This window comes from Shewanella sp. SW32 (genome assembly GCF_025653365.1).
Classification (GTDB): Bacteria; Pseudomonadota; Gammaproteobacteria; order Enterobacterales; family Shewanellaceae; genus Shewanella; species Shewanella oncorhynchi.
In genome coordinates, this window is sequence record NZ_JAKKSJ010000031.1 from 20,910 (window position 1) to 34,766 (window position 13,857).

Consider the following 13,857-nt stretch of genomic DNA (forward strand, 5'->3'; position numbering starts at 1 on the left):
CAGTTATAGCCCGTGCAAACAAGCCAAACAGCTAAACCGAGTAATTAATCCAATATGGCCGATTCGACCCTCTTACATGAAACCCAAGACGCACTAGGCCCGATTCGTGTAATCGATTATGACGACTCACGGATCTTGTCCTTTGGGGATAACGATGAGCAGAGTAAGATCCTCAAGGCAGCGCCCCATATTCCCCAGCACACTTATGTGCAAGCCATGTTGTTGGTTTTACTATTTTGTAAGCCCAAGAGCGCTATTGTTTTAGGTTTAGGCGGTGGCTCGATTATTCACTCACTGCGCAATTTCGACGCGGCAATAAAGTTAACAGCGGTGGAATTACGCCCCGCGGTGATTGAGTTAGCTAAGCGCTATTTTCAGCTGCCGATAGGTAAAAAGCTCAATCTTATCAATGATGATGCTATTGCTTTTTTAGCTGCTGGCGATCATAAAAAAGTGGATGTAATTTTTGCCGATATTTACACAGCCAAAGGCGTTGAAACAGGGCAGCTTTCGCCAATATTCCTTGAGCAATGCACTAACCTCATCAAACCCAACGGTTATTTAGTGCTGAACTGCTGGAAAGAACATAGCCAAAATCGCGAGTTGTTAGCCGACTTACAACAACACTTTGCCCATGTGAACGCTTGTCTCACAGGCGGCGGTAATTGGGTGATTTTTGCGAGCCAATCGCCACAGCTTTTAGGCACCTCGGCCCTTAAAAGTAGTGCTCAATCTTTATCGCAACAATTGGGTTTTGCCCTTGATCGATCATTGACACGCTTTGGGCCTTGGATTTAATACTAATATCAGCAAAATAGCGTAAATTAGTTAACCCTAAGGCTGAGCTTTGATATTCTTCTCACACTTCCATGATATGAGCTGTCACCATGAAAAATAATAATAAATTGATGTTAAGCGTTATGGCTCTGGCATGCCTTAACTCTCTCAATGCTAACGCCGAAAGTTTTAGTTTTGACACTCGTAGCTCACTGAATTCAGATACATTAGTGCTATTCCAAAGCGCTGATTCTACTACCTATGGGATCGACTTTTTACCTCAGTCGACCCAAGATCAATTAAACCTAGCAACGGCGGATAATATTTTTTCCGGCAAACGGGGGGAAATCCTCGAGATTTTGGTACCCAGCGAAATTGATGCTAAACGAGTCTTACTGGTCGGCATTGGCGATGCAAAAAACTTAACGCCCGGTGACATTAATACCATCGGTGGCAATGTTGCGGCCAAACTCGATACGGTTCCCCAAGCTACAGTGCGTGTACTCACCCAAGGCTTAACTGCCGCGCCGCTATTTGCCTCTGAGCTTGCACACGGAATTGAACTACGCAGTTATCGCTACACTCAGTTCAAAGCGAGCCCCCGTGCCGAGAAGAATTACCAAATCGCTGTCGATGATTTAAGTCGCAACCAAAAACACCATAAAAATCTGCAAGCGGTTGAAGCAGGTGTGTTTTTAGCGCGCGATCTGACAAACGCACCTGCAGACATTATGTATCCCGACAGCTTTGCTAACGAAGCCAGAAAGCTCAAATCCCTCGGCGTTAAAGTCACGGTATTAGAAGCCAAAGATATCGAACGTCTACAACTGGGCGCCTTAGCTGCTGTAGGTAAAGGCAGCGAGCGCCCACCTAAGTTAGTGGTCGCCCATTGGCCTGGTAGCAAAGACGTGCCAATCGCACTGGTCGGTAAAGGCATCACCTTCGACTCGGGTGGTTACAATATTAAGGCGACAGGTACTTCAATCGCGCGGATGAAGTCAGATATGGCAGGTGCAGCCACTGTGCTTGGCACTATTAAAGCCATGGCGATTCAAAAAGCGCCAGTCAACGTAGTGGCGATTATGCCCATGGCGGAGAACATGGTATCGGGTCATGCAATGATCCCAGGTGATGTGATTAAAACCGCCCAAGGTCTCACCGTTGAAGTGCTCAATACCGATGCCGAAGGTCGCCTAGTGCTGGCCGATGGCCTCTGGTATGCCAGAGAAAATTATAAGCCATCAGTGATTATCGATGTTGCGACACTGACAGGCTCAAAAGTGAGTGCGTTAGGCAATGTTTACGCAGGCTTGTTTACCGATTCTGAGCCTTTAGTGCAGCAGCTAACTTATGCTGGTCAACAGGTTGGCGAAAAGGTCTGGCGCTTACCGTTAGATCAAGCCTATGCGGATGAGCTTAAATCCACTATCGCGGATCTCACAAACACAGGTAAAGAAGGCAGCGCGGGGGCTTCCTCTGCGGCCATGTTCTTAAAACGCTTTGCGGGCGAACAGCCTTGGGCACATCTCGATATCGCAGGTAATGCATTAACCGCCACTGATACCGCTGTTGTGCCTGCGGGGGCAACAGGTTACGGCGTGCGCTTACTCAGCACTTGGTTAACTCAACCCAAAGCACAGAACTAGAACCGAGAACCTAGAACCTAGAACCTAGAACCTAGAACCTCAGTATCTTGTTTTAATTGTATTTACACTTTAAGGGATATCATTGATATCCCTTTTTTATGCTCGAAATTTATCTTATCTCAATCACCAAAGACCAAAGACCAGCCGGCTAAATCCAAACTACACCCAATCACGCCAAACCCGCAGCAGTCGCAGAAAAACCGATTGAGTCCGACCTAATCGCATCATCATTCTACTAAACCGATTAAGATAATAGTTTTTATCCGTTATCTTAATTTTAATCGAGTCGGTAATATGCTTCACATCGACAGGACGCAAGCAAATGTCCTCGTTATGAACTTAAGCCATCATCAACTAAATGGAAGCATAAAATGACTCAATCAATTATCAACAGCACAATCAAACCATTCAAAGCCACTGCATTCCACAATGGTGAGTTCGTTCCTGTAACTGAACAAGACCTGTTAGGTAAATGGTCTGTTGTCTTCTTCTACCCAGCAGATTTTACCTTTGTTTGCCCAACTGAATTAGGCGACATGGCTGATCACTACGAAAAACTGCAAGGAATGGGTGTTGAAGTTTACTCAGTATCAACTGACACTCACTTCACTCACAAAGCATGGCATGACACGTCAGACACCATCAAGAAGATCAACTTCCCAATGCTGGCTGACCCAACAGGCACTATCAGCCGTAACTTCGGCGTGATGATTGAAGAAGACGGTTTAGCACTACGTGGTACTTTCGTGATTAACCCAGAAGGCCAAATCAAGGTCAGCGAAGTTCACGATTTAGGCATCGGCCGTAGCGCTCAAGAGCTAGTTCGTAAAATTCAAGCAGCTCAATATGTTGCTACTCACGATGGCGAAGTTTGCCCAGCTAAATGGCAACCAGGTGACGAAACATTAGCACCGTCTTTAGACCTCGTTGGCAAAATCTAATTTAGCCTGCAAAGCGTCAACCCCGCCAGTCTAGCGTCCCAAGCTGATTGGCGTTACAGCCAACACAGTTGTAGCGCCACGCAGCAAAGGATTAAGCCCGCCCCTGCAAGGGCCTAGACTGGCCCCCTTATTTCTCCCTTTTAAGCGATTTTGGAGTCATCACATGTTAGATGCGAATTTAAAAAATCAACTGCAAACCTATCTGCAAAACCTCAAGAGACCAGTTGAACTTGTCGTGTCTGCAGATGAGAGTAGAAAGTCTCAAGAATTAAAAAGCTTAGCGCAAGACATTGTCAGCCTATGTTCTCTGGTGAGCCTGAAAGAAGTTCAGGGCGAACGCACCCCGGCGATGACAGTGATTAACCCAGAGCTTAATACGCAAATCAGCTTTGCTGGTCTGCCTATGGGTCACGAATTTACCTCACTCGTGCTGGCATTACTGCACACGGGTGGACACCCAATCAAACTCAGCGATGATATTATTGAGCAGATCCGCAATCTGCCAGGCAAATATGCCTTTGAAACTTACGTCTCACTGACCTGCCAAAACTGCCCAGACGTAGTACAGGCACTGAACATGATGGCGGCCATTAACCCGAATATCACCAACGTGATGATCGACGGTGCCCTGTTCCAAGAAGAAGTAACCAGCAAAAACATTATGGCTGTGCCTTCTGTCTACTTAAATGGCGAAGTGTTTGCAGCCGGCCGTATCAGCATTAGCGAGATCCTCAATAAACTAGATACCAATGCCGCAAGCCGTAAGGCCGATGAAATTAATGAAAAAGCGCCATTCGAAGTCTTAGTCGTCGGCGGCGGCCCAGCCGGCGCAGCAGCAGCCATTTATGCAGCACGTAAAGGACTTCGCACCGGTATTGTTGCCGACAAGTTTGGCGGACAAGTCGCTGAAACCGTCGGTATCGAGAACTTTATTTCGGTCAAAGCGACCGAAGGTCCAAAACTAGTGGCAAACCTTGAAGCCCATGTACGAGACTACGAAGTTGACATCATGGACAACCAAAAAGCCGTGTCATTGACGACTGACGGTTTATTCGAGCTTGAACTGGCAAGCGGTGCTAAATTACGTAGCCGTACCGTATTGTTAGCCACAGGTGCCCGCTGGCGTGAAATGAACGTCCCGGGCGAGAAAGAATACCGTGGCAAAGGCGTCGCATACTGCCCACATTGTGATGGCCCGTTATTTAAGGGCAAACGTGTGGCGGTGATCGGCGGCGGTAACTCAGGTATCGAAGCGGCTATCGATCTTGCGAACATAGTAGAACATGTGACTGTGCTGGAATTTGATAAAACCCTGCGCGCTGACGATGTACTGCAACGTAAAGCGGCTTCTATGGGTAACATTAAAATCATTACCCAAGCCATGACCACTGAAGTGACTGGCGATGGTACTCGGGTTAATGGCCTGAACTACACAGACAGAGCCACTGGCGAGAGTCACCATGTCGCACTTGCAGGTATCTTCGTGCAGATTGGGCTAGTACCGAATGCGGAATGGTTAAAGGGCACTATCGATTTAACCCCAAGGGGCGAAATCATAGTCGATGAGCGCGGCCAAACCTCAGTCCCAGGTATTTTTGCCGCAGGTGATGTCACTAACTCACCTTTCAAGCAAATTATCATTGCCATGGGCAGCGGCGCGACCGCATCACTGGGCGCATTTGATTACTTAATTCGCCACAGCGATGAAGAAACCACCGCGACCAAAGCCGCTTAAAGCTTAACTAGTCAACAGACATCAAAGCTAACGCAAAAAAATAGCCAGCATTTGCTGGCTATTTTTTTGATGTTAACTAAGGCATTGATAAGGCTTAGCAGGCCTAATTTGCATGAGCATTTCAGGGGTGTCGACCGCTTTAAATCCAAACTGGGCGTAGAGTCCATGGGCATCGCGGGTGGCTAACATTATCCGTCTTAAACCTTGTAATTCAGGATGTTCAAGAATTGCTGTTATCATCAACTTGCTTAAACCTAAGCCGCGGTGCGACTCAAGTACAAACACATCGGCAAGATAGGCAAAAGTGGCTTTATCTGTGATTAAGCGACCAAAAGCCACTTGTTGATTGTCCTTATCAAATACCCCAAAACACAGACTATTGGCTAACGCTTTTTGTAGCAGTGCCTTTGGCATGCCCTGCGCCCAATAACTATTACTAATAAAGCCATGGATAACCTCAAGATTCATTTCAGCTTGATCTGTACTGACTCTGTATCCTGTTTCCTGCTGCATTTTCCTTTCTCCGAAATTTTCCGTTAACGTCAGTTCAGGTGTTCTTGGCACTCATAAATATCATAAATGCCATCGCTAATAACACCACTTTAGCTAACGAATACAAAGCCCCCGCTAAAGTACCACCGCCATGATAACTAAAGGCTAAGTGGCGATTGATTTCATACTTAAAGGATTTAGCTAAATAACGGTAAGCGAGAAAGTAAAACAAGGAGGCTGCTGGCCAAATCCCCATAAGCAGCATTTGCCCCTGAGCCTTAGTGGTGAGTAAGGTTGAGATAAACGGTATGCTTAAGCAGACAACATATATCCAAGCAAAACGCTTAAGTAGCTGGCGGATTTTTTTATCGGATAATGATTTCAACTTCACTCCTTGTCATCTTACATAGCTTCGATTTGCTCAACCATAAGTTGCAGCGAAAAATTGCCGCGATACTCATTCACATCGAGTTTATACACAACACGAGCATGATTAATCGTCGCATCTGGCCAAGTGTGCAAATCCACATTAAAGGCAATGGCATCGAGCATCACAGTGCCGCATTGGGTTTCGAGTACGAGCTTAAGGTGGCGCTCACCGACAAGACGTTGTTGCACTATCGTAAAGTAACCATCGAATAACGGCTCTTCGAAAGCTTGTCCCCAAGGTCCCGCATTACGCAGTAACTGAGCCATTTCAAGATTCAACTCTGCGGGAGTGAGTTCGCCATCGGACCAAAGCTCGCCCGTTAACAACTCAGGTTTAAGCTGCTCACGCACCGCATCATCATAGGCTTTGGCAAATATCGCAAAACTGCCCGCTTTGAGCGATAAACCCGCCGCCATTGCATGACCACCAAATTTAATAATCAGTCCCGGATGGCGAGTGTTCACTAACTCCAATAAGTCGCGCATATGCAAGCCTTTGATCGAACGCGCCGAGCCTTTAATTTCACCATTGCCCGCATCGGCAAAGGCAATCACGGGTCTATGGTATTTGTCTTTAATGCGCGAGGCCAAAATCCCGATCACGCCTTGATGCCAATCCTCTTGAAATAGCGCTATACCCCAAGGTAACTCGGCTTCGTTGAGCTTTAAGTGCTCAAGGCTTTTTAAGGCTTCCTGCTGCATGCCGACTTCCAGCTCACGGCGTTCTTGATTCAATCCGTCAAGCTCTGCCGCCATGCGCCGTGCATACATCATGTCTTCGCAGAGTAAGGTTTCAACCCCAAGTGCCATTTCATCCAACCGGCCTGCGGCATTCAGTCTTGGGCCCACGGCAAAACCAAAGTCAGATGCGACAATCCGCGCCGGATTTCGCTTCGCCACTTCAAGCAACGCAGTAATCCCCACACGGCAACGCCCGGCTCGCACGCGCTGCAAACCTGCTTCAACCAAAATACGATTATTGGCATCGAGTGACACCACATCGGCAACGGTGCCAAGGGCAACGATATCGAGTAATGTGCCTAAATTAGGCTCAGCAATACTATGGGTTTGATACCAGTTTCGCGTCCGTAATTCAGCCCTTAATGCCGTCATCAAATAAAAGGCCACGCCGACACCCGCTATCGATTTACTGGCAAATGGACAGCCCGGTTGGTTAGGGTTCACTATCGCATCGGCAGCGGGTAACTCATGGCCGGGTAAATGATGGTCGGTAATCACCACTTGCATACCAAAGGCTTTGGCCGCCGCAACACCGTCAATTGATGAAATACCATTATCGACAGTGATCAGCATTTCAGCCTGTTTAGACGCCGCAACCGCAACAATTTCAGGGCTTAAGCCGTAGCCGTAATCGAAGCGATTGGGGATCAAATAATCGACTTTCACCGCGCCCATCATCCGCAGCGCCAACATACACACACTGGTTGAGGTCGCGCCGTCTGCGTCAAAGTCACCCACGATCAGAATCGACTTATTCGCCTGCATTGCATCGGCGATAAGCGCCGCGGCTTCGGGCAACCCTTTCATGGTTTCAGGTCTTAATAGACCCTTAAGGACAAGCTCGCATTCGTGGGTTAGCGCACCACGGCGAGCGTAAAGCTGTTTCAATAGCGGCGAAAGATGAGCGGGTAAATGGCTATCATCAACGGTTGGGCGACGGACTATCTTATGGATCAAGGGACTCAAACTCTCATGAAATCGTGGCAATAAGATAACAAAAAGGTGAGCCTTAAGCTCACCTTTCGTGGGATAAATTTTACATTTTAGGCTGTTACTGACGTGCCTCTAAGGTGCGTAATAAGTCTTCAGGCGGTTGATAGCCAGGGATCATATTGCCATCTTCTAATACGATTGCAGGCGTACCATTGACACCAAAGGTTGTACCTAACGCATATTGCTCGGCAATTTTAGCATCACATGTTGCCGCGGCAACTTTGCTGCCCGCTTTAGCATCAGTCATAGCTTTTAATGGATCTTTAGCACACCAGATAGCTTGCATCTCATCGGCATTAGCTGACGGCACACCCGCGCGCGGGAAGGCTAAGTAACGCACTGTAATACCAAGTTTATTGTAGTCAGACATTTGGCTATGCAGTTTACGGCAATAACCACAGCTAACATCGGTAAATACAGTGACCACATGTTTTTCGTTTTTCGCTTTATAGACAAGCATATTCTCTTCAAGCGGCTTCATCATTTCTAAACGCGGACCCGCTAATGCGGCTTCGGTTAAGTTTTTCATGCCCTTATCGATATCATACACACTACCGTGGAATAGTTTTGAACCATCACGGCTAATATAGAGCACGCCGCGGTTGGTCATGGCTTGATACAAGCCCTCAATTGGTGAGTCCTGCATAGAAATGACTTCAACATCTAACATCTCACCGAGTTTTAGCTTAATCGCAGCGGTATCGGGAGACGTCGCAGTGGCAGCGCTGGCAAGTGGTGCAACTAGGAGGGCAAAAACTAAGGATAATGCTGGGGTCAACTTCATGGGACATCCTATAAATTGTGTCGCTACAACGAGATATTGGGGCCGTTCTAACTCGAGATATTCAATAGACCCTGTATAGGGGCAAAAAGTTACAGACAAGCCGCGCGGAAAGCAAATTTATGCTGTAACTAAATCCTTTTTTAGCCTCTAGGATGATGCTGTTGATGCAATTCCTGCAATCTTGCCCGTGCGACATGGGTATAAATCTGTGTCGTCGATAAGTCGCTGTGACCTAATAACAGTTGGACAACGCGCAGATCGGCACCGTGATTGAGCAAATGAGTGGCAAAAGCATGGCGTAAAGTGTGCGGTGATAATGCAGTTTCAATCCCCGCACGCAGAGCATAAAGTTTAATCCGATGCCAAAAAGTTTGCCGCGTCATCATCTGACCGCGTTTCGACGGAAATACCACATCGGATTGCTTATTACCGAGCAACTCTTGGCGAGCAAATTTCATGTAGCCCTCCACTTCGGTAATAGCCAATTCCCCCAGCGGCACAAGACGCTCTTTGCCACCCTTGCCCACAATACGTACTAAGCCTTGGCGCAAACTCATTTGCTCCATGGTCAAGCCGACAAGTTCACTCACCCTGAGGCCAGTTGCATACAAAAGCTCTAGCATTGCCTTGTCACGGCATTCGACGGCATCATCCACATTGGGCTCAGACAGTAAACGGTCAACCTGCGACTCACTCAGAGAATCCGGCAAATGACGCGTTAACTTAGGCGACTCGACTAAGGCCATAGGATCGGCTGAAATCTGCTTGATCTGCACCAAATAAGTATAAAAACGCCGTAAACTGCTGAGCAGTCGAGCGCTACTGGTACGCGCAAAATTCTGCTCAACTCTAAAGGCCAGATATGCCCTAACATCGGCCTGAGAAACCGCAAGTAACGTCACTCCTTGCTGACCTTGATAACGATCAAAATGGCGTAGATCGGTACGATAGGCCGATAGCGTGTTATCACTCAGTCCCTTGCTTGACCAAAGATCATCAAGAAAAGCATCGATAAGTGGATCTGGCATATAAGTTTTAGGCACAAATACTCCATAAAAAAACGGCGTAATCAAATGATACGCCGTTGATATTAATTTAAATATGTCTAAGCCTGCATAAGCTTAACTGAGTTAAGCATAAAGACGAGAACTAGAATGCAAAGCCTAGGCTGCAGCCGTTTGACCACGGCCACGACCGAATACTAAACACAGTGCAATCGTCGCAATGGTCGGCAATAACCAAGCCATACCTTCTTCATAGAGTGGCAGCTTAGATAACACTGGAGACATAACATTCACTATATGGATAAAGCCCTGTGCTAAGCCATTCATGGCTTGACCATCAGCGTCAGTCAAACTTTTCGCTGCCACTTTAAGGCCATCGAAGATGCCGAAAAACAGTGCCACGCTCAGTACTGCACGATGTGCAAACTGTGGATTCGCAAAATAAGCGGTCAGGAAAGTCACAACCACAAGAGCAATAGCCACAGGATAAATCGTCATTAATACGGGAATACTAATAGCAATCAACTGACTTAGGCCCACGTTCGCAATCACAGCGCATATCAAGCTTAAAAAGATCACGAGGAAACGGTAAGACAGTTTAGGCATTAGCTCATTAAAGAACTCAGAACACGCACTAACCAGTCCAACCGCAGTGGTCAAACAAGCTAAAGTCACGACTGATGACAACAAGACTGAGCCTAGCTCCCCAAACTCGCGGGTCACGTAATTTGTTAATATTTCGCCGCCATTTTTAGTGCCGATAGCGATGTCGCCGGCGGTTGCACCTAAAAAGAACAAGGACACATACACAAAAGTTAAACCAGCGGCGGCGATAAAGGCTGCACGAATGAGATACTTAGTTTGATCGCTGGGTTGGTCAATGCCCTTTTTACGCAGGATATCAATAATCAACATACCAAACATCAATGATGCTAACGTATCCATAGTGTTATAGCCTTCCAAAATACCTTTGGTCAGCGGATGCTGTTGGTAATCCCCCACAGCTTGGCCTACTTCGGATGCAGGTAAAAATAGCACTGAAACGGCTAATCCGACCAACAAAATCAATAAAATAGGCGTTAATACTTTACCTACGCTATCGAGCAACTTACCTGGGAAAAGCGCCAGCAACATAGTGACAGCGAAGAAACCTAATGTGTATAGCAGTTGCGTCAGGTTTAATTCTAAACTGCCCAGCAAAAACGTTGCCGTAGTGTCATCAATAAATGGCTTAGCACCAATCTCGTAAGCCACTAATCCCGTACGCGGCGCAGCAAAAGCGGGGCCGATAATAATGTAAATCGCGACGGCCAATGTCGTTGCTGCAAATACTGGCAGCATAGCCATAACCTTACCTTGAGCCTTAGCGACAGCAATCAGTCCAACTAAAGGTAAACCTACGGCGGTAATCAAAAAACCCAACATGGCGAGGGGCATATTTTCGCCCGCTAACATACCCGCGAATGGTGGAAAAATTAGGTTTCCCGCACCTAAAAAGAACGCAAAGGTCATAAAACCTAAGCCTAATGTATCTCCGATACTCATCTGATTGTCTTGCACTGGAAGCCCCATCTTGTCTTATTGTTTTTTTACAAACTTAAGTGATTATGTGTCGATTAGCCATAGCTAAAACAAAGCCCATCCGGAGTGCAAATCTATGTTTACACAATTCCGTGGTAAATATGTTCGATATCTGCCGAGTTTATAAACGATGGCGAACGTTTATGTAGCCTAACTGACGACTAATTCACCAACAAACTCGTTTACCTATCCGTTAATCTTAAAAGTGATTAAAAATGGGGGCGAAACTAATACCAGACTTAAAGCATCAATACAAGACAACAAGTCCGTTCAGGCAAAAAAAGCGAAATAATGCTAATTAACTGCTAATAAAAGGTTTCTAAGGCAATAAATTAAAGCGTTAATTAAGTGAAATCAGTATTACCACGTAAAATAGTAAATGATTTGGCGACACAAATTCATACAGCTAGGACAGATGCGACTGTTTAAAAACATTAGCTAAAAACGAGGGCTAGAATTAGAATATTGCGCGCCCAATATTGGGCCTAAATCACTTTAGAACGGCAAAATTAACTCCCCATGGCATTCACTTTTAAACAATTTCATATCGATGACATGAATTGCGGCATGGCCGTAGGCACAGACAGCGTCGTCCTTGGGGCATGGGCACAACTGACCACCGCGAAATCAATCTTAGATATAGGCGCAGGCAGCGGCTTACTCAGTTTAATGGCCGCTCAGCGCAGTCAAGCACATATCACCAGTGTCGAATTAGACACCAATGCCGCCCATGCTTGCCAACATAACTTCCACAATAGTCCTTGGGCCAATCGACTGACCTTAGTTAATTGCAGCATCCAAGACTTTTGCCAACAAACTGAGTATCAAGGGTATTTTGAACACATAATTTGTAATCCCCCCTATTTTGAGCAAGGCACGCAAGCGATACAATCCCAGCGCGCTATGGCCCGTCACACAGATAGCTTAAGCTTTACCGCACTACTCGATGCCATTCATGTGTGCCTAGCACCACAAGGAAAGGCAAGTCTCATATTACCAATGCAGAGTATGGCCCGTTTCGACGAAATCTTAACGCACTCTCAGCTCAATTTGATTGAAATAACCAACCTTATCAGCATTGTAGGAAAAAGCGCTAATCGAGTACTCTGCGTACTCGCCCACAAGACTCATCCACAAATGGCTCCAAAGCTCAGTGATATCACTATTCGTGAACGTTCAGGCCAATACACACAAACCATGGTGCAATTGATCCAAGATTTTTACCTTAAATACTGATATCGAGTCCAATCCTGACACATTAAGTAAAGCTAGCTAAGTTTGGCAAATTTAACGAAAGCTCCAATTTCCCACAAATTAAATGCTAATACATTGACCTAAAAGTAATTAACTTATGCCAATTACCATAAAACTTTACTGACACAGAAGATAAACACCGGAGATCTAGATAAGTTATTTAAGTTAACCGCCATAACCTTTATAATGCTTCGCTATTATCCGTCGAGACGCTGCGCATGCAATTTGAAGATTTCCAGCTTGACCCTAGCTTATTAGAGTCGCTTAATGCCATGGGGCATCATTCACCCACCACTATTCAGCAAGAAACGATTCCTTACGCCTTAGAGCAAAGAGATATTCTCGCGCGCGCCCCGACAGGAACAGGTAAAACAGCGAGCTTTTTACTGCCATCGCTACAACATTTGATCGACTTTCCCCGTCGTTTTGCTGGACAAGCAAGAGTGCTAATTCTCACGCCAACCCGTGAGTTAGCCAGCCAAATCCACCGCTATGCGAGTCACCTAGCCACGGGCCAAGGTTTAGATATTGCTATCGTTACTGGTGGCGTTCCTTATGGACCACAGGAAGAAGCCTTAGCAGGCAACGTCGATATTCTGGTCGCGACCCCAGGCCGCCTGATGGAATATTTAGACAAAGGCAATTTCAACGCCCAAGAAGTCGATATCTTAATTATCGATGAAGCCGATCGCATGTTAGACATGGGCTTCTCTTCTGTGGTGCAAGCCATTGCTATTGAGGCCCAAGGCCGCAAACAGAACATGCTGTTCTCTGCCACCTTAGAAGGCGGCGGTGTACAACGTTTTGCCCGTGAAGTGTTAAACGACCCGATTGAAATCGATGTTGAAGCCCCTCGCAGTGAAAAAGCCAAGATCCACCAATGGATCCACTTAGCCGATGATAAAGAGCATAAATTTGCGCTGTTGTGTCATCTGCTACGCCAAGAAGATGTCAAACGGACTATCGTATTTGTGAAAACCCGCGACATCGTTTCTAGCCTAGAAGGCCAGTTACTTAAAGTCGGTATTCCTTGCGCCTTTATGCGTGGCGATATGGAACAGAAGAAACGCTTCCAAGCCTTGAGTCGCTTTACTAAAGGTGAAGTCAATGTCCTGTTGGCGACCGATGTGGCTGCACGCGGTATCGATATCGACGATATCACTCATGTGATCAACTTCGATATGCCACGTTCTGCTGACACTTATATCCACCGCATTGGCCGTACTGGCCGCGCTGGCGCAAAAGGTACCGCGATTTCGCTTGCCGAAGCCCACGACATGCGTATCGTCGGTAAAATCGAGCGTTATATCGAGCAACCGTTGAAACGCCGCGTGATCGAAGAGCTGCGTCCAAAGAATAAAGAAGCGCGCACACCGGGTAAGAAAAAAGCCAAAGTGAAAGCGAAAGAAGCTGCGAAGAAAACGAGCAAGAAAGAAGCGGCAAAGAAAGCGAGTAAAATCGCCCGTAAGAAAAAGTAATA

12 protein-coding genes are annotated in these 13,857 nt (G+C 46.5%); 6 read left to right on the forward strand and 6 right to left on the reverse strand.

The window, feature by feature from the left end; all coding sequences use genetic code 11:
• Positions 1 to 54 precede the first annotated feature (54 nt).
• The 4 genes from L5M28_RS17545 (at position 55) to ahpF (ending at position 5,099) form a co-directional block, all read left to right on the forward strand.
• Entirely contained in the window at positions 55 to 798 is a 744-nt protein-coding gene (locus L5M28_RS17545; RefSeq protein ID WP_113939824.1) for a spermidine synthase, read from the forward strand.
• Positions 799 to 887: 89 nt separating this feature from the next.
• Entirely contained in the window at positions 888 to 2,423 is a 1,536-nt protein-coding gene (locus L5M28_RS17550) for a leucyl aminopeptidase (RefSeq protein WP_173246576.1), read from the forward strand.
• 371 nt (positions 2,424 to 2,794) lie between these two features.
• Positions 2,795 to 3,364: an alkyl hydroperoxide reductase subunit C gene (gene ahpC, locus L5M28_RS17555; RefSeq protein WP_105250080.1), complete on the forward strand. Its 570-nt coding sequence runs from the start codon at positions 2,795 to 2,797 to the stop codon at positions 3,362 to 3,364.
• A gap of 163 nt (positions 3,365 to 3,527) precedes the next feature.
• On the forward strand, positions 3,528 to 5,099 hold the full coding sequence (ahpF, locus tag L5M28_RS17560) for an alkyl hydroperoxide reductase subunit F (RefSeq protein ID WP_263196734.1): 1,572 nt from the start codon (positions 3,528 to 3,530) through the stop codon (positions 5,097 to 5,099).
• A gap of 72 nt (positions 5,100 to 5,171) precedes the next feature.
• On the opposite strand, the gene L5M28_RS17565 is transcribed toward ahpF, so the two are convergent.
• From L5M28_RS17565 to brnQ, 6 genes are all read right to left on the reverse strand, one after another.
• Positions 5,172 to 5,612 carry a GNAT family N-acetyltransferase gene (locus L5M28_RS17565; protein ID WP_113939821.1) on the reverse strand — a complete coding sequence of 147 codons (441 nt, stop codon included), beginning with the start codon at positions 5,610 to 5,612 and terminating at the stop codon, positions 5,172 to 5,174.
• Between the two features lie 34 nt (positions 5,613 to 5,646).
• Positions 5,647 to 5,976, reverse strand: a complete 330-nt coding sequence (locus tag L5M28_RS17570; protein ID WP_263204085.1) for a hypothetical protein — start codon at positions 5,974 to 5,976, stop codon at positions 5,647 to 5,649.
• A 17-nt stretch (positions 5,977 to 5,993) separates the two neighbouring features.
• Positions 5,994 to 7,718, reverse strand: coding sequence for a single-stranded-DNA-specific exonuclease RecJ (recJ, locus tag L5M28_RS17575; RefSeq protein WP_263196730.1), 1,725 nt, complete (start codon positions 7,716 to 7,718; stop codon positions 5,994 to 5,996).
• Between the two features lie 94 nt (positions 7,719 to 7,812).
• Entirely contained in the window at positions 7,813 to 8,538 is a 726-nt protein-coding gene (dsbC, locus tag L5M28_RS17580; protein ID WP_263204086.1) for a bifunctional protein-disulfide isomerase/oxidoreductase DsbC, read from the reverse strand.
• A gap of 140 nt (positions 8,539 to 8,678) precedes the next feature.
• Complete coding sequence (gene xerD, locus L5M28_RS17585) at positions 8,679 to 9,581, reverse strand: site-specific tyrosine recombinase XerD (RefSeq protein WP_212599768.1); 903 nt, start codon at positions 9,579 to 9,581, stop codon at positions 8,679 to 8,681.
• Positions 9,582 to 9,701: 120 nt separating this feature from the next.
• The gene (brnQ, locus tag L5M28_RS17590; protein ID WP_173246583.1) at positions 9,702 to 11,114 is read right to left on the reverse strand and encodes a branched-chain amino acid transport system II carrier protein; all 1,413 of its coding nucleotides are present in this window, start codon (positions 11,112 to 11,114) and stop codon (positions 9,702 to 9,704) included.
• A gap of 528 nt (positions 11,115 to 11,642) precedes the next feature.
• On the opposite strand from brnQ, the gene L5M28_RS17595 reads away from it, so the two are divergent.
• Together L5M28_RS17595 and srmB are read left to right on the forward strand one after the other, a co-directional pair.
• Positions 11,643 to 12,359 (forward strand): tRNA1(Val) (adenine(37)-N6)-methyltransferase, encoded by a 717-nt coding sequence (locus L5M28_RS17595; RefSeq protein ID WP_263204087.1) that lies wholly within the window; start codon positions 11,643 to 11,645, stop codon positions 12,357 to 12,359.
• Positions 12,360 to 12,595: 236 nt separating this feature from the next.
• Complete coding sequence (gene srmB / locus L5M28_RS17600; RefSeq protein WP_105250089.1) at positions 12,596 to 13,855, forward strand: ATP-dependent RNA helicase SrmB; 1,260 nt, start codon at positions 12,596 to 12,598, stop codon at positions 13,853 to 13,855.
• Positions 13,856 to 13,857: the final 2 nt, after the last annotated feature.